Here is a 24100-nt window from a genome sequence, read left to right on the forward strand (position 1 = left end):
TCAGTTCGTGGACTCTGGTGCGGGTGCGGGCGCCGGTGCGGGTTCGCCCCATTCCGCGATCAGCGGTTTCGGCTTTGCGAAGAACAGCGTGACGATCGCTCCCACAAGCGAGAGCGCGGCGGGCAGCAACAGCGACTGCCCCATCGCCGCGCTGAAACCATCGTGCAGGAATTCCGGAAGGCTGCCGGCGAGGCCGACTTCTGTTCCGGCCGGGGCCCCGTCTGCCGTGGGCAATTCGGCAGCCAGACGTGTCTGCATGAGCATGGCGATCGATGCACTTCCGAGCACCGCACCCACCTGACGCGTGGTGTTGTAGACGCCTGAGCCCGCACCGGCGAGTGCCGGCGAGAGATTGCGCGTCGTCATTGTCGCGAGCGGCCCCCACATGGCGGCGTTCGCGAGGCCGAGGACGGCGCTGGGGAGCAGAAGCGTGACAACCGACTGGTCGGGGGTGAGGACGGCCGCGTACCAGGAGAGGCCGAGTGCGCAGCAGGTCATGCCGGCTGTCGCGACGAGGCGGGGGTTGATGCGGTCGATGAGCCTGCCGACGAAGGGGGCGAGGACGCCGGAGATCACGGCCATAGGCACCATCATGAGCGCCGATTCCGTGGGGGTGAAGCCGAGCACGATCTGCAGGTAGAAGATGAGCGGAATCGCCATGCTCGTCACCGCGAAGCCGACGGTGGCGATGACAGCGTTGCCCAGTGAGAAGTTGCGGTCACGAAAGACCCGCAGAGGAACGAGAGGCTCCGTCTTCGTCACACGTTGCCAGATGACGAAGGCGACGAGAACGACAACACCGGTGATGATGAGCGACCACACAGAGATTGGCCCCCAGATGACACCCCAGTCATAACTCTGGCCCTCTTGGATTCCGAAGACGAGCAGAAACATCCCGACAGCGCTCAAAATGACGCCGACGATGTCGAAGCGGTGCGTATGCGTCGTCAGCCGCGGCACGTAGCGAACGGCAGCGACGAAGGCGATCACGCCGACGGGGACGTTGATGAAGAAGATCCATTCCCACCCCAGAGCGTCGACGAGAACGCCGCCGAGGATCGGGCCCACGAGTGAGGCGACGCCAGCTGTCGCACCCCAAAGTCCCATGGCGGCACCTCGCTTGTCTGGCGCGAAGATGCGGGTGATCACGGCCATGGTCTGGGGCGTCATCATCGAGGCGCCGAAGCCCTGTGCGACGCGGGCGACGATCAGCATGGTGATGTCGGTCGAGAGTCCGCAGGCGGCCGATGCGAGAGTGAAGAGGGCCAGCCCGGTCAGGTACAGGCGCTTGGGGCCGAAGCGATCGCCGAGTCGTCCGGTGATGAGCAGTGGCACTGCGTAGGCGAGAAGGTAAGCGCTTGTCACCCACAGAACTTCGTCGATGCTGGTGTCGAGGCCATCGATGATTGCTGGGTTTGCCACGGACACGATCGTCGTGTCGACAAGGATCATGAAGAATCCGATGACGAGCGCCCAGAGTGCTGGCCAGGGGCGGATAGTGCGGTCCATGAGTGTTCCTGCCTCGATCTTTCCGTGCGGGGGAACGCCTTCATTCACCGCATGTACTTTCAGGAGACTACTCCAGTGAACCGACATGACGTTGTCGCCGGCACGGGGCGACACCACTCGCTGAAGCACGGTTCGTCGTGTGAGCAGGGTTCAACGCCAGGGGCGTGCGTGCGCTCAGGTCAACCCGGAGCGCGGGGACCGGCATTCGTCGTTTTCTGCAGATCCTGTCGCGGGACGCCGTCGGTCATCGTGTCTTTCTCGGTGTCGACCCGGACATACTGGTATCCCGCAGCGAAGCGGCGAAGATCTCGTCCACTGTTATCCGCCGTGTGGAGAGGCCTTGCTCCCAGTGATAGCGGAGGAAAGTGTCGATCGTGGTGCGATTCGCTTCGATGCCGTATGCCCATGGGTCGGGACCGAGCACGTCGGTGCCAAGTTCGACGAGTTCGTTCAGCCACGGGAGCATGGATTCGACGAAGTTGGTGACTCGTCCAGCGCGGTAATCGTTCAGTGCTATTGCTCGGGACGCCTCCAAGGCGCGGTAGATCCGCGACGCCAGAGTGGGGTCAGCGGCAACTGCCTCGCGCTTCATCACCATCACGTGCGCAATGGGGAAGATACCGGTGCGTGCGAAGTATTCCCGTTCGACTCGGCCGTAGTTGGGGAAGAGTCGTCTGACCTTCGGCGAACCGTTGAGCACAGCCTGGGGAACGTTTCCGGAGATGAGCGCGTCAATCTCACCGGCTTCCAGCATGGTTCCGAGGTCGGCCCCGGGCCGTGCGAGGCTCACATCGGTCTGCGGCGGATGCAGGAAGGGGATGTAGTCGATCGGGGCGATCGCTCGGTCCAGTCCGCCGACAACCCAACTGCTTGCAGTGGGATCGACGCCGAAGTCGTCGGCGAGGGCGCCTTTTGCCCACACTCCAGCGTCGTGTCCGTAGGTGGCAAACTCTCCGATCCTGCGCCCCTCAAGGTCCTTGGGCCGCCTGATCCCGCTGTCGGCGTTGACGAAGATCGCCGAGTGTCGAAATACTCTGGCGGGGAAGACCGGCAATGCGATAAACGGAGGATCGTCGAACTCGAGCGTGCGCAGGTAGTACGTCATCCCCATCTCGGCGAGGTCGAAGTCGTGGTCACGGATCATCCTTTCGAAGACCTCGGTCACGATCCTCGGATGCTCGATCTCAAGCTCGGCCCCTTCGACACCGACTGTCCTGTCGTCCAGCGCGCGGAACTGGTCATACTCGAGGGATGCCATCTTCAGGCGTTGGACGCTCAACGCCGGATCCCCTCTCGCAGCCGCTGCCACGTGCCCGAGGCGATCTGTTCGCGCTCATGTTCATCGAGCGGAGCCTGCTCGAGGAACCGGCGGGCACCCGACTGGGACGATGCTTCGAACGGGTAGTCGGTGGCGAACATGATCCGATCGACTCCGATCACCTCCGAAGCCCACGCGAGGTAGCGTCGACTGAGAATTCCACTGGGCGTCACGAAGAGGTTGTTCCGCACGTAGTCCGTGAGCGGCCTAGGCAGCGCTGCTGCCGTGGCGAGCTGCTGGATGCGGTCGAGATAGAAGAGCACGAGTTCGCCCCAGTGCCCGATCACCAGTTGCAGCCCGGGGAATCGGTCGAAGACGCCGCTGAGCACAAGACGAAGGAACTGCACCCCCGCGTCGTAGTGCCAACCGATGCCGTGCGTGGCAAACCCGGCAGACACAGCGGGTGGATATCCGGAGTAGTAGTGCTCGCGGACGGCCAGTGGCGGGGACTGCGGATGCAGATGGAGCGGCACATGTAGCTGCTGCGCCATCTCGAACATGGGCCAGAACGAGGGGTCATCTAGATTCCGCTCGCCGGTTCGCCCGTACAGCATCGCCCCGTCCAGATTGAGTTCAGTGACCGCGCGTCGCAGCTCTTCTGCGGCGGCCGGCGGCGACGTGGTCGCCAGAGCGGCAAGTCCTTGAAAATGCTCTGGATCGCTGCGGACTGTGTCTGCCAGAGCATTGTTGGTTTCGACCTGCAGGCGCAGCGCGTCGGACTCCGGGAGGTTCTACAGGCCGGGGGTCGTCAACGACAGCACATGCACATCTACTCCGGTGCGTGCCATCGCGGTGCGCCGGAGGTCGCCGAGTTCGAGAAGCCGCCTGCTGGTGTCCCCTTCGGCTGATGGCGCAAAGGCAAGGTCACGGTCGGCTGAGTCAAGCCGTCGCCACCCGTCGAGCACGGCGCCGGTCACGAAATGCTCCTCAAGAGCAACGATTTTCATCAGTTCCACCGTCCCTCGTTCAGAATCATGACCCGAGCAGCTCGGGGACGAAGATGTCTTGGCTGGTCAGCAGAGTCCGCGACAGGCCCTGCTCATGGTGATAGCGCAGGAAGGTGTCGACCGCGTGGCGGTTCTTCTCGACCCCGTAGGGCCACCAGTCATCCGACATCAGCCGTCGGTTCTGCGCAAACAGTTCGCTGAACCACGGGGTGATTACGCCCATGTGCTGCTTGGCCGCCTGGCCCAGGTAGTACTGCTGGGTCTGGTCTTTCGCGGTCAGGAACGCGTCATATACGGCCCGCGCAACGCCAGGGTTCTCGGCGTGGAAGTCTTTGCGGATCGCGACGACGTGCATCATCGGGAAGATGCCGGTCCTGGCATAGAAGTCTCGCTCGACCGACTCATAGTCGGGGAAGAGCCGACGGATCTTCCCCGTGCCCGTCAAGAAGGACTGCGGGACATCCACCGACAGGAGCGCGTCGATCTCACCCGCCTCCAGCATGGTTGCAAGGGTCTCGCCGTCACCGGCGTGGCGCACGCTCACGCCCTCTGGAACCGGCTGGGGCAGCCAGTCAAACGACGGAATCGGATGATCCGTGCCACCAATGACCCAGTTCATCTGATCGGGTGTCACGCCGTACTCATCGGCGAGGATGCCCTTGACCCAGACCCCCGGATCACTGCCCCAGAGAGCGAACTCACCGACCGTTTTACCGATCAGGTCCTCGGGTCGTTGGATCCCGCTGTCGGCGTTGACGAAGACCGAGGAGTGGCGGAAGTTGCGAGCCGGGAAAATCGGCAGCGCGATGAAAGGCGATTCCTCGGTGTCCCACATCCGCAGGAAATACGTCAATCCCAATTCTGCGACGTCGTACTGTCCCTGGATCATTCCCTGAAAGACGTCCGAGACCAAGGGCTTGGGGTGAGCAACGACATCCACCCCGTTGATCGGCACCCTTCCATCGAAAACCGCCGAAGCGTGCTCGTAGTAGTCAGCTCCACCGAGCCGCATGCTCACGTCAGTCATCATCAGCCTCCATCTCTCCAAAATCCATTTCCGTGAATGCTCATTCATTTATATGGTAGAAGCAGCCTCGTGTATCGTCAAGGCGAATGGTCATTCATTTTTGAGTTTTTGAAAGAGAGATCCCATGCCCCGGATCACTGATGAGCAGCGGTCCTCGAACCGCGACCAGATCATCGCGGCCGCCGGCCGCTGCTTCGCCCGCCAAGGCTTCCACAACACGTCGATGCCAGACATCGCGGCAGAAGCAGGCCTATCCACCGGCGCGCCCTACCGCTACTGCACTGGAAAACAGGAGCTGATCGTCGAGGTCGCGACGCGCGCCTTTGCAGCTGTCTTCGACCCGGTTCTGCGGACCATCGAGGAAACCGAGACCATCACGATCGGCGACCTGGTGGCCACAGCCATCCACTCCCACCCGACAACCGGGTCCCCCGATTCGGCGGACGATCGCGAAGCCGACGAAGAATTGCTGCGCTGCGGCGTCGCAGCGTGGGCAGAGCTCCTCCACAACGCCGATCTGCACGAACACGCGGTGAGCGGCTTCAACCGCGTCGTCGACGACATCGCCAAGGCTCTGCACCGCACACACGATGCCGAGCGATCCACGCGCCTCGCCGAAGACAAGGCAAACGCCCGCGTCATCGTCGCCCTGCTCCACGGGTTCATGATCCAAAAAGTCGCATTCGGACTCACCGACCTTGACCCACTCGACCCCAACATCCACGCGGCCATGAAGCGAGGCGGCATCACCAGTGACAAGACGTTATAGCGCGCCCGCAGTCACGGAGCACACGTCCCCCACGGCTTGTCGGCGTCACCGCCAGTAGTAGCGTTCGGCACCGTCACTGTCACGACAGGAAGAGCTGGGGAGCGGCCCCTGAATGCCCGAGGGAGGCTGCACTTCTGCAGGAGCGAGAAGCACCTTCCCCGGGAAGGGAGTTGAGCCCCCTCTTCGCGCCCGCCTGAAATGCCCCGATAATAGAGGGGTGAGCACAAACCTGACACCCGCCGGCTGGAACCACCTCTATTCGGGAAAGGTGCGTGATCTCTTCGAGCCCGCCTCGCCGTCGACCGATGTCGCCGGCGCAGGTGACGCGATGCTTCTCGTCGCCAGCGACAGAGTGAGCGCCTATGACTACGTCCTCTCCCCCGGCATCCCCGGAAAAGGCGAAGTCCTCACACGCCTGAGCCTGTGGTGGTTCGATCAGCTCAATGTGCCGAACCACCTTGTCGCCAGCCACGCCCCCGGTGGAGCCGGCCTCGCTGCGCTGCCTCCCGAGGTCGCCGACCGGGCCATGCTCGTGAAGAAGCTCGACATGTTCCCCGTGGAAGCCGTGGTGCGCGGATACCTGACCGGATCCGGCTGGAAGGAGTATCAGCAGAACGGAACTGTCTGCGAGATCCCCCTCCCCGCCGGACTCCAGAACGGCGACAAACTGCCCGAGCCGATCTACACTCCCGCGTGGAAAGCTCCACTTGGCGAGCACGACGAGAACATCTCGTTTGACCGCACAGTCGAACTGATTGGTGAAGAGGATGCTGTCGCGGTCCGCGACCTCGCACTCGCGATCTACACCACCGCGGCACAGACGGCCGAGTCCCGGGGACTGATCCTGGCTGATACGAAGTTCGAGTTCGGGCGCGACCCTGACTCAGGCGACATCGCCCTCGCCGACGAAGTGCTCACGCCCGACTCGTCACGCTATTGGGATGCCGAATCGTGGGCGACTGAGCAGATTCCGGACGCACGCATGGCGAGCTTCGACAAGCAGATCGTCCGCAACTGGCTGACCGAGAACTGGAACATGTCCGGCACCCCTCCCGAGCTGCCAGCCGATGTCATCGAGCGGACAGCCAACCGTTATCGCGAGCTGCTGGAACGTATGACGGGCGCTTAGCCCTCACCGTCGTCACCGGCGAGGCGCTTCTGCTCGGCGGTCCGTCTGCCCATCTCGACGGCAGCGAACGATGATCCGATGCCGAGGGCGAGCGCAAACAGTCCGGCGCCCCTCCCCCAGCGCGCCTTACCGAACGCCGCGTCAATTGATGCGCGCCCCGGGCCCTCACTGGCGAGAGCCGTAAGCGTCGCGATGAGCACAGCGTTGTATTCGAAGCCGCCGTTGGAATTCCAGACGCCATTCTTCGCATGCACCTTCCGTATGGCTGTCGTCATGGTGCCGATCAGCCCCGCGGCGGCAAGCGGAGTCGCCGCGCCGAGCGCGATCGCCGCGCCAGCCCCGGTCTCGGTGGCACCGGCGAGAAGGGCATTCTCTCGGGCCGGCTCCATCTCGAGGCCCTCCATCATCTTCTCGGTTCCGTCAAGCCCAGGCCCGCCGAACGAGCCCTTCAGCTTCTGCAGACCGTGCCCGACGAACAGGCCCCCGACGACGACTCTGACCAATACACGACCCCAGCTCATACAGCATCCCCTTCGACAGTGCCCGTGTGCCTCTTTGTGAAGCGTACGGCGGAAATCACCGTGTGCCTAGATGTTCTTCCCATTGACGTTGTGTACGCGGTCGATGGGTGATTTGCCGCCGATGCCGGTATGGGGTCTGTGGTGATTGTACTCATGCAGCCAGGCTGGGTAGGTGGCAGCGCGTTCGGTCTCTGAGTCGTAGTGTTTGGCGTAGGCCCATTCGAAGGCGAGGGTGCGGTGGAAACGCTCGATCTTCCCGTTCGTCTGCGGCCGGTAGGGGCGGGTGTATTTGTGGGTGATGCTCTCGCCCAGGGCAGCATTGAACAGGTGTGACCGGTAGCAGGAGCCGTTATCTGTGATCACACGGGAGACGGTGATGCCGTGGCTGTTGTAGAACGCGTTCGCGCGTTCCCAGAACCCGGTAGCGGTCTCCTTTCTCTCATCGTCGAGGATCTCCGAATACGCCAGCCGGGAGTGATCATCGATCGACGAGTGCAGGTAGGCATATCCGGTACCCGATTTGTTCCTGACTCCGTGTGTGCGGCCGAGACTGCGGTGCCCGCCGCCGTCGGGAATCCGGCCGAGTTTCTTCACGTCTACGTGCACCAGATCCCCGGGCTTTTCGCGCTCGTAGCGCACCGGCTTGGGTTTCCGGATGCGGACGCCGGTGTTCAGATCAATATGCCCGAGAAGCGGCACCCGGTAACGGGCAAGCACTTTCGACACCGTCGACTGAGACAAATGCAGGTGATGCGCGATCCGGTGCGGACCCCACCGCCGGTTCGCCCGCAGAGCGACGATCCGGCGCTCTGCGCGTTCCGAGGTGCGATTCGGCGAATGATGCGGCTTCGAAGACCGATCCTCGAGCCCGGCGACGCCGTCAGCTTTGTACCGGGCCACCCACTTCGATACCGTCCCCCGAGCGACTTGGAAACGTTCGGCGACGCGCGCCTGCTGCCATTTCTCGTCAAGGACGAGCCGGACCAATTTCAGTCGCCCCTTGGGTGTCAGCGAAGCGCGAGCATGGGTAACGTAAGACACGAGGACCTCCGTGTGACTCGAAATGAGTGTGGTTACCCATATCGATACCGGAGGTCCTCACCTCTTGTCACATCACGCGCCGCAGCCCACAACCTCCATGGGAAGAACACCTAGAGCCCCCGTGACGGCATAATCTGGTCGAGGAGGTAACCCGTGCCGCTCGATCCCTACTTCGCCGCCCAGCACCGCGCTCACATCCGCGACCTCGCCGGTCAATATCGCCAGCGGATGCTGCACTCAGCACGCCTGCTCTGGGCGAACCTCGGTCGCCGGCCCGCCAGGCAGAAGGCGCACGCGGAGCGCCGCACACGAGCGGCTCGAGCAGCAAAGCAGTCCACCTCCGAGTGGAAACGCAAGAATGCACGCGCCTGGGATGCAAAGCTCGCCGCCCGCGTCGGCATCCCCGGCCCCGACGTTCCGACGGAGGACCACATTGTCAGTGTCACCGGCTTTCCCGATGTTCGCGTTCGCGTATATCGTCCGACGGCGGATGCTGCGGGGCCCACACCTGCCGTCATCGCGTTCTTCGGCGGTTCATTTCAATTGGGTGGTGTCGACTGGGCGAGCGAAGACGCACAGTTTCGGTCACGGACAGCGGATGCCGCAGTCGTCACTATCGCCGTCGACTACGCGCTCGCCCCCGAGCATCGGTTCCCCACTCCCGTGGAGCAGGGGTATGCAGTTCTCGCGTGGGCACATGAGAACGCAGAAGAGCTCGGCATCGACCCGGCGCGGATCGCGCTCAACGGCGTCTCATCTGGCGGCAACATCGCCGCAGCGGTTGCGCTGGCGAACCGTCGTCGCAGACAGCATCCGGTCTGCCTGCAGGTTCTGGAGGTTCCCACCCTCGATCTCACAGGGCGGCATCTCGATCTGCGCCCGCTGCGCATGATGCGCGTGCCGTATGTCTTCGCGCGGCGAGAGCTCGTCAGCGTCGTCACCGCCTACCTCGGCGATCGGTCGCGAGCGCGGGACGAACTGGCATCACCACTGCGCTCACGGTCTCTGCGGGGCCTGCCGCCAGCCGTGATCCTCACCGCTGAGTACGACGTGCTGCGCGGGGACGGCGTCGCCTTCGCCCAGGCCCTGCGAGAAGCCGGTGTCGATGCCAGCGCCGTGGAGTACAAGGGAGCCGTGCACGACACGCTCGACTATCGCGCGGTCGTCCCGCTCGCCGAACGATGGCACCGAGACGTTGTGACAGCGCTCCGCACACTCCACGAGTAGCCCACGGCGGGAGCCGGCGGGCGCTAGCTCACGACTCCGCGCTGATCCCGAGCAGCGCGGGGAGCATCTCGAGTGAGGTCAGCACTTCGTCCGCCCCGGCCTGATGCAGTTGCTCCGCCGTGTGCCCACCCGCGAGCACACCCACGACGAGCCCCGCTCCCGCGGAGAGGCCGCCGCGCACATGAGCCACGCCGGCACCGACGACGATCATCCCGTCGACCGACCGAGCGCCGGTGCGCATCACCGCCGTCAGCGGCAGATCCGGAAACGGCAGACCACGGCCGACATCATCAGAGCTCAGCACCGCGTCGACGAGGTCGCGCCAGCCCAGCTGATCGACCACCTCGATCGTCGTGTCGCGAGAGTACGGCGATGTGAGCACGATAGCGGTGCCCGACTCACGCAGCAGCCGAAGCGTCCGCTCCGCCCCCACAGCCGGCGTGATGGAGCTCACCTGCGCCCGATACGCCACGTCGAACGCGCGCTGGGCAGCCTGAGCTGTCGACTCGTCCTCGACAACGGCTCGGAACACATCGATCGTTGGCTGCCCCATCGCACCGCGCACATGCTGCAGCATCCGGTCACGATCATCGTCGCTCTGCACGAGACCGACCTCGACGGATGCTGTCAGGAACGCCGCCTCGGAAGCCCCCGCGTCGTCGGTCATTCCCGTCACATCGAGAACGATGAGCTCGACGGGGACGTCGTAGAACTCCACGTCGTCATCGCTCTGCCTGGCCGGCTCGACAGTCAGTGTTCCTCCGTCGATCGTCATGGTGGCGTGCCCCTCTCTGTGGTGTCACTCGTGACCGTACGGGCGCGGCCCGAACCGCGAGAAGCAGGCAGATTGCGCGCGGATGAACAGCGCCTGCCCGGCAGATGAAGCCGAGCGCTATTGAGAGCGGATCAGCCCGCGTTCCCTGGCCGCCGCGACAGCCTGCGTCCGGCTCGAAACCCCGAGCTTTGTGAAGATGTGCACGAGGTGCGACTTCACCGTGGCCTCCGAGAGGAACAGCTGCTTGGCGATGGTGCGGTTCGACTGTCCGTTCGCCACGAGGTCGAGCACTTCCGCCTCACGAAGACTGAGAGACACGGATGCTGCGCCACGACGCGCGTCGAGTCGCCCCGCGACGCTGGGCGCCAGTGCAGTCTCACCCGCAGCGGCAGCGCGCACGGCAGCGAGCAGCTCCGCGGGCGGCGCGTCTTTCAGCAGGTAGCCGGCGGCGCCCGCCTCGACGGCACCGAGAATGTCAGCATCCGTGTCGTAGTTGGTGAGCACGAGCACGCGCGGTCCGCCTGTCTCCCTGATGTGGCGCGTGGCGTCGACGCCCTGGGTGCCGCCCCCGAACTGCAGGTCCATCAGAACCAGGTCGATGCCGGATGCTGCCAGTCGCACCGCGTCTTCGCCGGTCGATGCTTCGACGACGACCTCCATGTCCGGCTCCGTGTCGAACAGGGCGCGCAGCCCCGCGCGCACAACCGGGTGGTCGTCGGCAATCAACAGGCGGATCATGCGGCCTCCTCCGTCACCGGGATTGTGGCGGCGAGCGCCGTCCCTTCCCCGGGTGCTGACTCGATCGACAGCGTACCGCCCAGTTCCATCACACGACGGCGAATGGCCGTGAGCCCGAATGAAGCGTTGGAACGCCGTTCAATCGGCGTCGTGTCGAAGCCACGGCCGTCGTCGACCACGTCGAGCGTGACGGCGTCCTCGTCAAGGGTCAGCGTGACGTCGAGCACTGATGCGTCAGCGTGCTGCTGCACGTTGGCGATGCCGCTCTGAGCAACCCGCAGCAGCGTCGTCTCGACGGCCATCGGAAGCGGGTGGGTCTCGCCGACGAGGTGAAACCGCACCGCCGTGGAGCGTCCGCTTGCGCGCATCGTGTGCTCGGCAGAGGCCGAAAGTCTCCGCAGCGCCCCGGCGAGTGTCTGTTCGTCGAGCGCGGGCGGTGTGAGCTCGCGGATGATGCGGCGCGCATCGCCGAGGGCGTCGGCCGCGGTCTCGCGCGCGAGCTGCAGCTGCTCAAGCCCGGGCCGGTCGGGGTCGGACCGCTCTGCGGCGTGCAGCAGCAGTTGGATGCTCGAGAGCCCCTGCGCCACGGTGTCGTGGATCTCGCGGGCGAGCCGCTCGCGTTCGGCCAGAACACCGGCCTCGCGCTCGGCCACGGCCAGTTCGCCGCGCGTCGTCGTCAGTTCGTCGATGAGCTTCTCGCGCTCCCGTGCCTCCCGATACAGGGCGCTGTACCCGCCCGAGATCGCCAGCGCGACAGTCGCACCGATCACGGGCCCGATCACGCCGCCCACACTGATTCCCGAGTGATACCCGAGCATCGCGATCGTCAGGGTCGTCGACACCACGACGGCGACGGTGCCCGCGGTCACCGGCAGCAGGTGAAGGAACAGGAAGAAGAGGGGGAACACGATGTAAGCGGCATCCACGGTCACCATGAGCATGGCGAGCCAGACGAGGCAGAGCACACTGAGCCAGACGACGGAGAAGAGGGATACCCGGTTTCTGACCCAGCGCAGATGCGCTGCGCCCGCCCCGCCCAGGTAGACGACGAGCAGGGCGGCGCCGAGCACCTGCACGGCGAGCGCGTGCTGCGACTGCACGACATCGGCGTGAACGATCGCGAAGATGATGAGACCGATGAGCAGCGCATGCAGCGCCCAGCGCAGTCCCGTGAACACGGGGGTCAGCGCAGAATGTCTCATACAACTGAGCCTAGACGCGCGGTGCCTCCGCAGCATCCGTCAAAAGTTGGGCGGGGCGCGGGCGCCACTGTTGGCACTGATGCGGCCACGGCGGCACGGCGCGGCCTGCTGCGGCACAGTGCTGCTGTGGCAGCACAGTAGACTGGCAGCATCCTTGTCGCCGCGTTGTCGTTTCGGAGTCACACGTGCCCATTCTTGTTGTAGATGTCATGCCCAAGGCCGAGCTGCTCGACCCGCAGGGGAAGGCCGTGCACGGTGCCCTGTCGCGCCTGGGCCACACAGCAGTCTCGGGCGTACGCGTCGGTAAGCGCTTCGAGATCACCGTCGACGAGGTCACAGACGAGGTGATCGCCGATGTCACGACAGTGGCGGGCGAGATCCTCTCGAACTCCGTCATCGAAGACGTCGTCTCGGTGCGTGAGGCGGACGCCCGATGAGAATCGGCGTCGTCACCTTCCCCGGCTCCCTCGATGACCGTGACGCGCAGCGCGCCGTGCGATTCGCGGATGCTGAGCCCGTCGCGCTCTGGCACGGCGACCACGATCTCGCCGGCGTCGACGCGATCGTGCTGCCCGGCGGCTTCAGCTACGGCGACTACCTGCGCGCCGGCGCGATCGCCTCGGTCTCGCCGATCATGGCCGAGGTCATTGATGCCGCCAACAGGGGTACACCCGTGCTCGGCATCTGCAACGGCTTCCAGATGCTCACCGAAGCGCACTTGCTGCCTGGCGGCCTCATCCGCAATGAACGCGGCACATTCGTGCGCCGCGACCAGACGCTCCGCGTCGAGAACGCTGACACGGCATGGACGAACGACTTCTCGGCCGGCGACGAAATCGTGATCCCCCTCAAGAACGGCGAAGGCGGATTCATCGCGAGCGATGACGACCTCGACCGCCTCGAGGGCGAGGGGCGCGTCGCCTTCCGCTACGTCGGCGTCAACCCCAACGGATCACTGCGCGACATCGCCGGCGTCACCAATGAGCGCGGCAACGTCGTGGGACTCATGCCGCACCCCGAACACGCGATCGAGCCCGGATTCGGGCCAGACACGGATGCTGCGATGCGCAGCGGCGTCGACGGACTGCGCTTCTTCACCTCGGCGCTGCGGGCCCTCCAGGCCGTCTGAGGTTCCGCACGCAGCCCGAGACGCACACCCGATGACCCGTCTGCGGGCGCCGCGGCAGCGCAACGCTCGGGCACGCCTCCTCCACAACACCAGCGACGCACGACCACTCCGCGACACCAGAGGTGCACCGGGCAGCAGCAGACCGGACGTTGACGGCTCAGAAGCAATCAGCCGACAGAGTCCATCTTTCGGACGATGATTCGCCTCGGTGAATGAGGGAGGATCGAGAACATGGCCCCCTCTGAGACTTCACGCCCGACAGCATCCACGTCGACGAAAGCGCTGACACCTCGCCGCCTCTACGGCATCCTCGCGGTCGCCGAGACGATCACGTGGACGCTGCTGATTATCGGCATGCTCCTCAAGTACGTCGCGCAGATCGGCGACTGGCCCGTCACCATCGGTGGCGGAACGCACGGCGTCATTTTCGTCGCCTACGCCTTCACGGCCGGTCTCGTCGGCGTCAACCAGCGGTGGACTCCCCTGCAGATCGTGGGCGCCGTGGCCACAGCGGTCGTCCCGTACGCGACGATTCCGTTCGACCGCAGCCTCGAACGCCGCGGCATGCTTGAGGGCGGCTGGCGCCGTGAGAAGACAGACGATCCGCGCGACGCGACGTGGGTGAGCGCGTGGCTCCGGTTTTTTCTCCGGCACCCCGCCTTGCTCAGCATCCTCCTCGTGGTAGCCGTCGGCGTCGTCTTCGGCACCCTTCTCACGCTCGGCCCGCCCACCGAGTGGGGCGCGTAACGGCACCGAGGTCAGCCGGAACCGTCACCGTCTTGCACTCAGCGCGCCCCGCTTCGGCAGCGGGCAGGTGCGCTCTCGCCTGATGCGCATCACAAGAGCGATGGCGAGCAGGGCAATGGCTGAACCCGCGAGATAGGGCTGCAGAGGCTCGAAGAACTGCAGGGCGCCCGCGTACCCGAGGGCGAGCAGAACGAGCTTGTTGCACACGGGGCACCCGACCGCGAAGAACGTCACGAGCCCACCCGCAACGCCCCAGGTTCCGCCGCTGCGCTTCGCCGTGTCTTTGCGCGCGACGTAGGTGGCGCCCACCATTCCCGCGAGCACCGCGTTGGCGATGAGCACCGGCCACGCCCACCACGTAGGCGGAACGTCTCGCACAAACCAGGGAGTATCGATGAGATCGGTCGGCACCGCGACGAGCACAACGGTGGCCAGAGCTCCGAGCAGGGCCACTGCCCAGCGCCGCGGTGGCCAGGTGCGCAACTCTGCCAGCACGGTGCGGCGCACCGTCTGCTTAGTCTGGTCGGAGTTGTCTGTTTGGTCGGACCGGTCGGCCTGGTCGAACTCTTCGACTTCGTCTGGCTGATTGATGTTCATCGCGATTCCTCCGTCGCGCGGTCGGAGGGCGTCTCAGCGCTACGTGCCGAAGAACGACGATGCCGCGTGGCCGCCATGACTCCGAGAGCGACGACACCCGCAACAGCAACCGCGCCGAGAACGAACCAGATGTTTGAGATGCCGTCTGTCACCTCAGTGACCCAGGACTCCGCCTGGTACTGGGTGTCGACGGTGACGATTCCGCCGAGGTTGGCTGTGCCGTTCGTGATCAGCAGGAGAACGCCGATTGCGATGGTCAAGCTGCCCGAGACGATGAGGCTCCATGCATTCTGCCACCGGCCGATCGTCAGCATCCGCGGCCGAATCAGGCGTGAGACGCGCGCCCCGAATCGCTTCCAAAGCAGGGCGAGAATGACGAGCGGCACGACCATGCCGAGTCCGTAGAACGCCAGCATGATGCCGCCATACACCGGGTTCCCGCCCAGTGCGGCCACCGCGAGAACGGAGCCGAGGATCGGCCCCGCGCACACGCCAGCAACCGCGTACACCGCACCGAGAAGGAACACCGAGACGGCTGATGTGCGTTCCGTCGATCCCGACGTGGTTCGTGAAAGACCGGGTACGGGGATGCCGAGAAGCTGCACCAGCCCTGCGATGATGACGACCACTGCAGCACCCCCGACCAGCACTGTGCGGTTCTCGGTGACGAGAGAGCCGAGCGCGGCAGAAAAGACGCCCAGAGGCACCAGAGTGACCAGAAGCCCGGCGAAAAACTGCGCCGTGCGCACGAGTATCGCCAGAGGGGCAGCGAATGCGTAGGCGAAAAACGCCGGAAGAAGCATAACCGAGCAGGGGCTCAGAAGAGCGAGGATGCCGCCGAGAAACGCTCCGGCGTACCCGATGTCCATCTACTGTTCCGCCTTCGCGAGTTCGCTCTCGATGACCTCGACGAATGCTTCATACGGCTGTGCCCCGACGACCGGGGTGTTTCCGACGACAAAGATGGGCGTGCTCGATACGCCGATATACGATGCTTCCTCCGCGTCAGCGTTCACGGCATCGAGAAGCTCTTGATTGTCGAGATCGGCCGTGAACTTCTCGATGTCGGGAACCCCAACCTGTTCGGCGAACTCGATCAGGCGTTCTCGGGGAAGATCGATGTGGGAGCGCGCGGGCGCTTCGGCATAGATCGCCTCGTTGTACTCCCAGAAGAGCCCCTGCTCGCCGGCGGCACGACCCGCGACGGCCGCATCGACCGATTGCTCGCCGAAGATAGGGAAGTCACGCCATTCGAAGCGCACCTTCCCCGTCTCGACGTACTCGTCAATGATCTTCGGCAACGTGTCACGCGAGACGACGGCACAGAAGGGGCATCGGTAATCCGAGTACTCCACGATCACAACGGGTGCATCCACGTCGCCAATCGCCGTGACGTCGCCGTCCACACGCCGCGCGACGTCGAATCGAATGTCGTCGTCACCGCTCTGGCCGCCCTGACTCTGCTGACCTCCGTGCTCGTCAGACGGCGAGCCAGCTCCTGTCGTCCGCGGCTGGCTTCCCACGACGACCGCGACGATGATCAGCGCGAGACTGCCCACGATCACCGCCCACACCCACAGGGGAACACGGGACTCTGCGAAGGCCGACGAGCGATTCGCCGCTCTGCGCGCGGGCCGAGCCATGAAGTCTCCTGACGTGTCTAAGCTGAACTCGTCCCACCGTACGATAATGTATATACATTTGCAATGCAGGGGTGCCCATGCCGAAGAACCCATCTGATGCCGGCCGACCGCGCTGGCTCGTCATCGAAGAGCAGCTGCATCAGCGCATCCTCTCGGGGGACTACGCCGAGGGCTTTCCCGGCGAACTCGAGCTGGCTGACGAGTTCGACGTCAGCCGAGGAACCATGCGCACGGCACTGAGACGGCTGCGTGAGAGCGGGCTCATTGTCGCCGAGCGTGGCCGCCGCCCGCGCATCAACATGTCGAACCCCGCATCCAGCTACGGAGCCATCTATAGCCTCCACGAGATCGTGACGGCATCCGGGGCAACGCAGCACAGCACCGTTCTCGACCAGACGATCGTCGAGGCTCCCGAGATTTCTGACCGACTCGCCACAAGCGAGACCCGTCTCTTCTACCTCAAGCGAGTGCGCTGGGCAGACTCATCCCCCATCGCCATCGATGAAATCTGGGTTCCGGCGAGCATTGCTGCCCCGCTGTGCGAGACGGACTTCACGAATACCGCCTTCTACAAAGAGCTGCGCGACACATGCGGAACAGTCATCGCCGGCGGCGACGAGAAACTCACGGCCACGGTCGCCACCACGACACAAGCCGATCTGCTGCAAACGTCCGCACAGGCTCCGCTGCTGCACATCGAACGTGTCGCGCATGACGGTGTGCGCCTCATCGAATTCCGGCGCACCTGCATCCTCGGCTCACGTTTCACCGCGACCCGTCCGTTCGGCACCCCGCTCACGTCGTCGCCTTGAGACGACGTGAACATCACAGCCCGCCGCGTGTCGGATCGCGGGAGATCCGAGAACGCCGCGCACTCCACAGCGCATATGCGATTGTCTGATTCAGATGCGAACGTAGGCCGCCCCGTGCAGCTGGGCTTCCACCAGGGCGACGACCGCAGAGCCCACTGTGTGAACTGCCGGCTGGAGCGCCTCCCTGGGGATGCTTCGCCGTTGCATTCCCTGGTCACAGGCCTCGATTGTCGTCCGTGGCCCGGGCGCGAGGAGACGAGCGGATGTGGTGACGCCAGCCAACGCCGGACCGTTTACAACGATCCGCACCGCGAGCGAGCCATTCGCCTCCACGAGAGTTTCTGCTGCCGAGACAGCTCGACTCACGTCATCCGCATTGTCTGAGACATGCAGAACTGCTGTCGTTGCTTCCTCTGGCATGAGTCACCCTTTCTACTCGTGCGCACCACGTGCGCCCACAATCTCCGGCCTGAGCGTCAGGCTCTGAACTGCCGTACAGACGCGTCAAGGCGCCTCCAGGCGAACGAGCTCGTACACTCTCGAATCATCGGTCGGCACGAGCCCGTAACCACTCGAGGTCACCGCGATCGGGGCGGCGAACGGTCCACGAGCACGTTCGGAGCCATTGTCGCTCGCCAACACAATGCTCGTACCGTCGGATGCTCGCGTGGGCGCCCACCCGGCGCACGATGGGTTCGTCGACAGGGACCAGCGCGTTCCCACGTCGTCGAATGCGACGAACGCAAGATCTGACCGGTCGTCTCGGGGAAAGAGCGTTCCCACGAATAGATCGTCAACGGCCCGAGGAGTCCCGTCCACTGCGATCACCGAGACGCTCTGCGCCCCGGGCGGGAGCACAGCTCTCGCCACGGCACGATCGGTTGTGACGTCGATTTCAGCAACGCGTTCCGGCCCGCCGTCGAGATCGGCGAAACACGCTGCCAACGTCACGACAACAAGTGCACTGCCCAGTGCGATCTGCATGCAGCGCCGAATCATCGGCCAGCGCTCGTGCACCGCGCCAGAGGTATCGACCACACGCCCATCTCCACAAATGTCTATACATTCAACGTGCATGACTATACAGCCGGTGAGCTTGTATGTCAGCCGCTCCTGCGCCTTCCACCGGAAACGAGGAGTTCCTCCGGTTGCCACCGCACGGTCGCGGCCCCAGAATAAGGCTATGAACCTCGGGTCACGCTACTGATGGAGCAGCCGCTTCTCTTGCTCGTCCTCGACCTCACGGGGACGTTCGCTTTTGCTCTCAACGGCGCACTCACGGCCGTGCGTGCGGTACGCGTCGACATCGTTGGCGTCATCGCTCTCGGCATGGTCACGGCGATGGGCGGCGGCATCATCCGCGACGTGATGCTCGTGCAGCCGCCCGCGACGTTCCAGGACTGGCGCTATCTCGCAGTCGCCGCGGTCGGCGCCCTCATTGCGTTCGCCTTCGGCCACAATATGAGCCGTCTGTCGACCCCGATCGAGGTTCTGGATGCTGTCGGGCTGAGCTTCTTCGCCGTCACCGGTGCGATGAAAGCCGTTGACTTCGGCCTCGGCCCCGTCCAGGCGATCATCCTCGGCACCATTACCGCTGTCGGGGGCGGCACAATTCGCGATGCGCTGCTCGGCCGTGTGCCGTCTGTGCTGCGCGATGGGCTCTATGCCGTTCCCGCTTTCATCGGAGCAGGCATCGCCGTCCTCTCGTCACTGTTCGGGCTCTACGGCGCCGTCGCCGCGGTCATCGCCGCTGCCGTGTGCTTTTTCATTCGCGTCCTCGGGCTGCGCTTCGGATGGAACGCACCCGTTCCGCGCGCGTGGAAGCGCCGCGACCCACCCGCAACGCGCCGGTGATCACGGCTGCCTCTCGGCCTTTCCACCGCGGATGCGCCCGAATACGCAAGAATCAACGTGTGGACCTCAGCCGCCCTTCACGTCAGCCTTCGCGACGCGTCAGCAGTCGCAGCCTACTCATCGTCGCAGCGCTGGGCGCGATCGACGCCATCCTGACGGTCGCCCTGACGCCCGTGACGACATCCATCGCTCTTGCGTCCCCCGTCGGTTATGCGCTCGTTGGCGGCGTTCACCTCGTCCTCCCTGCAGCTGCTGGTCTGCTTCTCCGCTCATGGACCGCTCTGCCGCTCACCTCGTTTGTCACCGCCGCTCTCGCTTTCCCCTTCTCCGTTCTCGGCATCCTCCTCTTTCCCGCGCTCATCCTCCCGTCACTTGCCATCGGGCTGACGATCAGAGCAACAGGATGCCGGTGGGCATCGCGCGGTCGATGGGTGCTCGCCGCACTGTCGGGCGCTGTCACGAGTTATCTGATCTCGCTCCCCGTGATCAGTCCAGATCTCTTCTCAACGTCCCTGCTGCTTGCGGTTCTCACTGCGCGAGTCGTCTCCACGGGCGCTGCTGCGGCGATTGCTCACGCTCTTGTCGCGGCCCTCACGACCGCGGGGATTCGTCCCCGCGGCTGATCACTGCATGCGCGGAAGGGCCCCGTTCCTTCGGGGGAATGGAACGGGGCCCTGGTCATCGAGCTGGGGGCTTACTCGATATCACCTGACTCACGGCGTCGGCGCATGATGATGAGCGCCGTCCCGCCAGAGATCAGGAGCAGCAGCGCAGCGAACAGCGCGGGAACGGCTCCCTCGACACCGGTCCACGGAAGTGCGGATGGCCCAGGATCACGTGCCTCGTGAGTCGTGCACAGATCTGAATCCGGTGCACACACCGGGTCTTCACCCGTGACGGCCACGACATTTCCGAGCACGTGATTGCCCTGATCGTCGTAGTCCTTCACCCTGACCGCGTAAGTCACTGTAACCGTCTCTCCGGTTGCCACAGCGCCCGTCATTTCGATGGTGTCGCCCGACGTCTCCGCCCTGACATCCCCGTGTGAAGCCGACGGACCACCGGTGAGAGTCGCGTCATCGAGCACGTCCGACATGTGATCCGTGTAATCGACGGCCACGTCCGCGGCATCCGTGTTTGTCGAGACATTCGTGAACGTGATCGTGTACGTGACCACCTGGCCGTCATTCACGTGACCGCTCTCGGGGTCGGCCGTCTTTGAGACGACGACGTTCGAGACATGGTTGATCGTGCACGTTGCGCGCTCCCCGTCTTCCGGTTCGCACGTCGCCGGAGGCTCGCCGCCCGTCTCGACCACGAAGTTGCCGAGACGATCATCTCCGCGCTCCCCATCGGCCTTGACCGTGACCGTGTATGTCACCGTCTCGGTCTGGCCGGCGTCAAGGGTGCCGGTCACGCTGAATCGCGCATCGGCAATCTCAGTCGCCGTGAGGGCACGGTCTGACACTGAGGGCTGCGCTGTCACGTCAGCATCATCAAGTACCTGTGTCAGAACATCATCACGTGCGACGTCTACATCTGCCGTACCGCTGTTTTCGAAATGAAGCGTGTACGTCACCACCTGTCCGGGCTGAACCGTGGCACCAGAAGCCGGATCAACAGTCTTCCACACGGTCAGCTCGCCCATGTTGTGCGTCGTGCTCGGCGGAGTGAACGGGTCGCACTCAGCATCCCCGTCAGCGCAGACGTACGGCGGAATATCCGGCGTGAGCACGTTCTTCGCGATGTTGTCACCGCGCTCCCCATCCGGCCGGATCGTCACGACATACGTCACGGTGACCGTCTCGCCTGGCTGAATCTCTCCGGTGACGCGGATGCTGTCGCCGTTGACCGTCGCCTGAACGGACTCCGAGCTCGCCTCCGGATCTCCCGTCAACTCAGCGTCATCGAGAACGCCACCCAGATCGTCGGTCGCGTCGACGATTCCCGCCGCCTGACCGTCGTTCGTGAACAGCAGAGTGTAGGTGACGTCCTGCCCGGCCACGACGTCTTCACCCGTTGCCGGGTCAGACGACTTCTCCGGCGTGACATGCGGCAACGGCATGTCAACCGTCACCTCGCACGGAGCGTCCGCATCGTCACACAGATCACCTGGAAGAGACGCTGTGTTCAGCAGCTGGTGGTCGCCTGCGTTCGTGACAGTCACCGTGTATGTGAACGATGCTGATTCTCCAGCCGCAAGCTCTCCGGTCCACACGATCGTCGGGTCTGCGAATGCCACGTCACCCGAGGACGGTTCGACATCGTCGTTGTACTCGGCGTCGTCAAGCGCCCCAGTGAGATCGTCGCCCGCACTCGCGGGCGCGTCAGCCGTGAAGTCTGACGCACCGTCGTTCGTCACCGTCACCTCATAGGCGACCGTGTCACCCGCGGCGACTCCCTCGACAGCATCCGATGTCTTCTCGATACTCAAGTGCTGAATGGGGTTGCTCGTCTCACATGCGTCGGGTGCACATGCTGTTCCGTCAATGTCCACGAGATGATTGCCGACGACGTGATCGCCCTGCTCGTCATAATTGTTAACGACGACGGTGTACGTCACTGTCACCGACTCCCCTGCGGGAATCGAGCCAGCGATGTCGATACGACTGCCATTCACCACCGCAGTCAGCCCTGTTCCAGTGACCATAGGCTCGCCGACAAGCGTCGCGTCATCAAGCAGATTTGACAGATCATCGTAAGTCTCAACAGATGCCGCCGACTCTCCGACGCTGTCGAACGTCAGCGTGTAGGTCAGTTCTTGACCCGCGCGTACCGTCGTGCCTGACGACGGGTCGACGCTCTTCGACTGGTTTACCGCTCCCGTGGGAACAGAGAAGGTCGCGCATGTCGCAGCATCCTGCGCCCGCTCGTCCTCAGGCACGCACGCAGCGTTTCGCAGGACGTTGTCACCGCCTCCGGTGTACGTGAACGTGTAGGTCACAGTCGCCTCAGCGCCCGATTCAAGTGCGCCGTTCCAGCTGAGTTCAGGATCGTCAAACGACCACTCACCGGTTGAGGCTTCGACGGAATCTTCGTCAAACGTCGCATCGTCGAGGACCTCAGAGAAATCATCGACGAATGACGCCGGCGCGTCAGCCGTGTAGTCGCCAGGGCCCTCGTTGATAACGGTCACCGTGTAGGTCACTGTCTCTCCGATACCCGGCAGATCTGTGCGGTCGGCGACCTTCGAGATGCTCAGCTTCGGCAGCGGGTTATCGGCCTCAGCACACGGCACTCCCGTGTCCGGATCTGTGCCGTCTCCGGTGGGAGGATCGCAGTCGGGTGTGTCACCATCGCCAGCAAATGCGACGTTGCGCACCGACCCGTCTCCGCCTCCTGTGAGGGTCACCGTATAGCTGATCGTCACCGATTCGCCGACGGCAAGCGGTCCGGACCATCCGATGAGCGGTTCGGCGTACGACGGAGCGTCGACGCGACCTTGTTCAGAGGCCACGGCAGCGGCGTCGTGGTTGTACGTGGCGTCGTCGAGCACACTGGCGAGATCATCCGTGACAACAGCCGGGTTGTCAGCGGTATACGGGAATTCACCGTTGTTCGTCGCGGTCACATCATAGGTGATGGTGTCACCGACTCGAGATTCGGTGGTCGCGTCAGACGTCTTCTCAATCGACAGGCAACGCCCAGCAATCACGAGATCGGCCGCTGTCTGGTCGATCGGAAGATACGACCAGTCGTCGATGACTCGTTCGTTGCCCCACGAGTTGATGTCGTAGGCCCAGCCGTGCACGCCGCCTACGCTTTCAACCCCGGCGCGGCCGTCGATCTGAGGCGTCGAGTTCGCGCGGCCCTCAGTGAGCCCCGTATCGTCCCAGTACAGCCTGGCATCTGGCGATCCGGCACCGTTGAGCCGGGTCACCTCGAGTGTGCGCGCCTCGACGTCATTGTGCCGAAGATGAATCTCGCCGAGACGGTCGAAGTGCACACGCACATTGATCGGAGTACACGCATCGATCAGGGTTCCCGCGGCATCGCGACCATCGAACTCGAAGCCTGTTTGGGACCCACTGCCGTCGGCTCCCATGCGTATCGTGCGGTCGACGTCATCGTCGTATAGTCCGTTGCCATTCGTGTCGATATCCAGCGAATACGCACCCGAGTACCGGGCCGGAGCTGTCCAGGTCAGCGTGCCTGACGATGTGGCGACAGACCCGGACGGCGCAAACTCCAGATCCGAAATGATCAGATCATCCGCCTCAAGAAGTGCCGGTTTCACAGGCACGACGCCTGCGGCCGATTGTGCGCTTTCTGGCAATTCGCCGTCCGGTTCTTCAAAGAACAGCCGATAGCTCTCTCCGCATGACGAACCGGTAACGTCCTCCAGCTCGATCGAGGCGTAAAGAGGAGTTGCGCAGTCCTCTCCCGAGACCGCGTTTCCAACGGAATCCGCCTCGATGACAGAATTGATTCCGTTGAAATCACGCAGGATAACTGAGTACACATAGCCGGAGTTGTTCACCATCCAGATGGGAAGCTCGCCGAGTGTCTCATCCGCGAACTGATTCATCGTGTACCGCTCTACCCAGATGCGCCCGGTCTGCTCGGTTCCACCAGCAGACACCGTGATCTCCCAGCGCGATCCCTCGTTGAATTGTCCGCCTGAGTTTGTCGCAACCGTGAAAATGCCATCGCTCGAAGCGGTATACGTTCCATTTCCGCCGAGTGAAGCGCCCTCAGGAGAAGTGACGGCAACCGTAGGATCCACACCTGTGACTGTCGGCTCGATGTCGACGGCCAGGCTTTCACCCGCTTTCATATACGCAAAGAACGTGTTGCTCGAGTGAATCTGACTCTGGCCAGGCGTACTCGCTGCATGGGCAGGAGACGCGGTCATGAATGCAGCGATAAATGAGAGCAACGCCGCGAGGAGGGCAACGATCACGCCCATCGCCACACCGCGGGGAGCCCGCAATACCCCTCTGGTATTCGATGGTCCTTCCCTGCTGTCAATCATCCACCTCATGTGAGATCTCTGCACGTTCCCCTCCTGCATGTTTGTGATTGCTCGTGTGAGTCTGCGAGCACCATGTGCCCAGCGGGAGTCAAGCAGCGGCATGTGCGCGGGAACACGGGAATCGACAAAATCACCCGCAG

General features: G+C 64.0%; 25 protein-coding genes. 9 read left to right on the forward strand and 16 right to left on the reverse strand.

Annotated features, from left to right (window positions below; translation table 11 throughout):
- The 5 genes from OK352_RS11820 to OK352_RS11840 form a co-directional block, all read right to left on the reverse strand.
- Positions 1-1509: a DHA2 family efflux MFS transporter permease subunit gene (locus OK352_RS11820; RefSeq protein ID WP_265141687.1), complete on the reverse strand. Its 1509-nt coding sequence runs from the start codon at positions 1507-1509 to the stop codon at positions 1-3.
- 244 nt (positions 1510-1753) lie between these two features.
- Positions 1754-2788 carry a hypothetical protein gene (locus OK352_RS11825; RefSeq protein WP_265141688.1) on the reverse strand — a complete coding sequence of 345 codons (1035 nt, stop codon included), beginning with the start codon at positions 2786-2788 and terminating at the stop codon, positions 1754-1756.
- Positions 2785-3537 (reverse strand): amidohydrolase family protein, encoded by a 753-nt coding sequence (locus OK352_RS11830; protein ID WP_306387803.1) that lies wholly within the window; start codon positions 3535-3537, stop codon positions 2785-2787. The genes OK352_RS11825 and OK352_RS11830 overlap by 4 nt, the downstream gene beginning before the upstream one ends.
- Before the next feature lie 21 nt (positions 3538-3558).
- Complete coding sequence (locus OK352_RS11835) at positions 3559-3774, reverse strand: hypothetical protein (protein WP_265141689.1); 216 nt, start codon at positions 3772-3774, stop codon at positions 3559-3561.
- A 25-nt stretch (positions 3775-3799) separates the two neighbouring features.
- On the reverse strand, positions 3800-4801 hold the full coding sequence (locus OK352_RS11840; RefSeq protein ID WP_265141690.1) for an ABC transporter substrate-binding protein: 1002 nt from the start codon (positions 4799-4801) through the stop codon (positions 3800-3802).
- A 124-nt stretch (positions 4802-4925) separates the two neighbouring features.
- Here OK352_RS11840 and OK352_RS11845 point away from each other — a divergent pair, with 124 nt between their 5' ends.
- Complete coding sequence (locus OK352_RS11845) at positions 4926-5570, forward strand: TetR/AcrR family transcriptional regulator (protein WP_265141691.1); 645 nt, start codon at positions 4926-4928, stop codon at positions 5568-5570.
- A 217-nt stretch (positions 5571-5787) separates the two neighbouring features.
- Entirely contained in the window at positions 5788-6699 is a 912-nt protein-coding gene (locus tag OK352_RS11850) for a phosphoribosylaminoimidazolesuccinocarboxamide synthase (protein WP_265141692.1), read from the forward strand.
- On the opposite strand, the gene OK352_RS11855 is transcribed toward OK352_RS11850, so the two are convergent.
- Together OK352_RS11855 and OK352_RS11860 are read right to left on the reverse strand one after the other, a co-directional pair.
- A complete protein-coding gene (locus OK352_RS11855; RefSeq protein ID WP_265141693.1) occupies positions 6696-7220 on the reverse strand; it encodes a DoxX family protein in 525 nt (174 codons plus the stop codon). The genes OK352_RS11850 and OK352_RS11855 overlap by 4 nt on opposite strands.
- 66 nt (positions 7221-7286) lie before the next feature.
- The gene (locus tag OK352_RS11860; RefSeq protein ID WP_265141694.1) at positions 7287-8261 is read right to left on the reverse strand and encodes an IS481 family transposase; all 975 of its coding nucleotides are present in this window, start codon (positions 8259-8261) and stop codon (positions 7287-7289) included.
- Between the two features lie 153 nt (positions 8262-8414).
- On the opposite strand from OK352_RS11860, the gene OK352_RS11865 reads away from it, so the two are divergent.
- Positions 8415-9488, forward strand: a complete 1074-nt coding sequence (locus tag OK352_RS11865; RefSeq protein ID WP_265141695.1) for an alpha/beta hydrolase — start codon at positions 8415-8417, stop codon at positions 9486-9488.
- A 28-nt stretch (positions 9489-9516) separates the two neighbouring features.
- On the opposite strand, the gene OK352_RS11870 is transcribed toward OK352_RS11865, so the two are convergent.
- The 3 genes from OK352_RS11870 to OK352_RS11880 form a co-directional block, all read right to left on the reverse strand.
- Complete coding sequence (locus OK352_RS11870) at positions 9517-10263, reverse strand: HAD family hydrolase (RefSeq protein WP_265141696.1); 747 nt, start codon at positions 10261-10263, stop codon at positions 9517-9519.
- A 117-nt stretch (positions 10264-10380) separates the two neighbouring features.
- Entirely contained in the window at positions 10381-11001 is a 621-nt protein-coding gene (locus OK352_RS11875; RefSeq protein WP_265141697.1) for a response regulator transcription factor, read from the reverse strand.
- Positions 10998-12203, reverse strand: coding sequence for a sensor histidine kinase (locus tag OK352_RS11880; protein WP_265141698.1), 1206 nt, complete (start codon positions 12201-12203; stop codon positions 10998-11000). The genes OK352_RS11875 and OK352_RS11880 overlap by 4 nt, the downstream gene beginning before the upstream one ends.
- A gap of 185 nt (positions 12204-12388) precedes the next feature.
- Here OK352_RS11880 and purS point away from each other — a divergent pair, with 185 nt between their 5' ends.
- From purS to OK352_RS11895, 3 genes are all read left to right on the forward strand, one after another.
- Positions 12389-12640, forward strand: coding sequence for a phosphoribosylformylglycinamidine synthase subunit PurS (gene purS / locus OK352_RS11885; RefSeq protein ID WP_265141699.1), 252 nt, complete (start codon positions 12389-12391; stop codon positions 12638-12640).
- Complete coding sequence (gene purQ, locus OK352_RS11890) at positions 12637-13332, forward strand: phosphoribosylformylglycinamidine synthase subunit PurQ (RefSeq protein WP_265141700.1); 696 nt, start codon at positions 12637-12639, stop codon at positions 13330-13332. Before purS ends, purQ begins: the two co-directional genes overlap by 4 nt.
- A gap of 231 nt (positions 13333-13563) precedes the next feature.
- Entirely contained in the window at positions 13564-14079 is a 516-nt protein-coding gene (locus OK352_RS11895) for a DUF3817 domain-containing protein (protein ID WP_265141701.1), read from the forward strand.
- A gap of 24 nt (positions 14080-14103) precedes the next feature.
- Here the strand turns inward: OK352_RS11895 and OK352_RS11900 are convergent, their stop codons facing one another.
- The 3 genes from OK352_RS11900 to OK352_RS11910 are packed head-to-tail and all read right to left on the reverse strand — an operon-like array spanning position 14104 to position 16319.
- Positions 14104-14676 (reverse strand): hypothetical protein, encoded by a 573-nt coding sequence (locus OK352_RS11900; protein ID WP_265141702.1) that lies wholly within the window; start codon positions 14674-14676, stop codon positions 14104-14106.
- Positions 14673-15545, reverse strand: coding sequence for a cytochrome c biogenesis CcdA family protein (locus tag OK352_RS11905; RefSeq protein WP_265141703.1), 873 nt, complete (start codon positions 15543-15545; stop codon positions 14673-14675). The genes OK352_RS11900 and OK352_RS11905 overlap by 4 nt, the downstream gene beginning before the upstream one ends.
- Complete coding sequence (locus OK352_RS11910) at positions 15546-16319, reverse strand: DsbA family protein (protein WP_265141704.1); 774 nt, start codon at positions 16317-16319, stop codon at positions 15546-15548.
- A gap of 77 nt (positions 16320-16396) precedes the next feature.
- Here OK352_RS11910 and OK352_RS11915 point away from each other — a divergent pair, with 77 nt between their 5' ends.
- Positions 16397-17131, forward strand: coding sequence for a GntR family transcriptional regulator (locus tag OK352_RS11915; RefSeq protein ID WP_265141705.1), 735 nt, complete (start codon positions 16397-16399; stop codon positions 17129-17131).
- Between the two features lie 90 nt (positions 17132-17221).
- On the opposite strand, the gene OK352_RS11920 is transcribed toward OK352_RS11915, so the two are convergent.
- A complete protein-coding gene (locus tag OK352_RS11920) occupies positions 17222-17551 on the reverse strand; it encodes a DsrE family protein (RefSeq protein ID WP_265141706.1) in 330 nt (109 codons plus the stop codon).
- Positions 17552-17635: 84 nt separating this feature from the next.
- On the reverse strand, positions 17636-18169 hold the full coding sequence (locus OK352_RS11925) for a hypothetical protein (RefSeq protein WP_265141707.1): 534 nt from the start codon (positions 18167-18169) through the stop codon (positions 17636-17638).
- Positions 18170-18337: 168 nt separating this feature from the next.
- On the opposite strand from OK352_RS11925, the gene OK352_RS11930 reads away from it, so the two are divergent.
- Together OK352_RS11930 and OK352_RS11935 are read left to right on the forward strand one after the other, a co-directional pair.
- Positions 18338-18985, forward strand: coding sequence for a trimeric intracellular cation channel family protein (locus tag OK352_RS11930; protein ID WP_265141708.1), 648 nt, complete (start codon positions 18338-18340; stop codon positions 18983-18985).
- A gap of 59 nt (positions 18986-19044) precedes the next feature.
- Complete coding sequence (locus tag OK352_RS11935; RefSeq protein WP_265141709.1) at positions 19045-19608, forward strand: hypothetical protein; 564 nt, start codon at positions 19045-19047, stop codon at positions 19606-19608.
- Positions 19609-19679: 71 nt separating this feature from the next.
- Here the strand turns inward: OK352_RS11935 and OK352_RS11940 are convergent, their stop codons facing one another.
- Positions 19680-23894 carry a DUF7927 domain-containing protein gene (locus OK352_RS11940; RefSeq protein ID WP_265141710.1) on the reverse strand — a complete coding sequence of 1405 codons (4215 nt, stop codon included), beginning with the start codon at positions 23892-23894 and terminating at the stop codon, positions 19680-19682.
- Between the last annotated feature and the right edge of the window lie 206 nt (positions 23895-24100).

This window comes from Microbacterium sp. MPKO10 (genome assembly GCF_026107415.2).
Taxonomy (GTDB): Bacteria; Actinomycetota; Actinomycetes; order Actinomycetales; family Microbacteriaceae; genus Paramicrobacterium.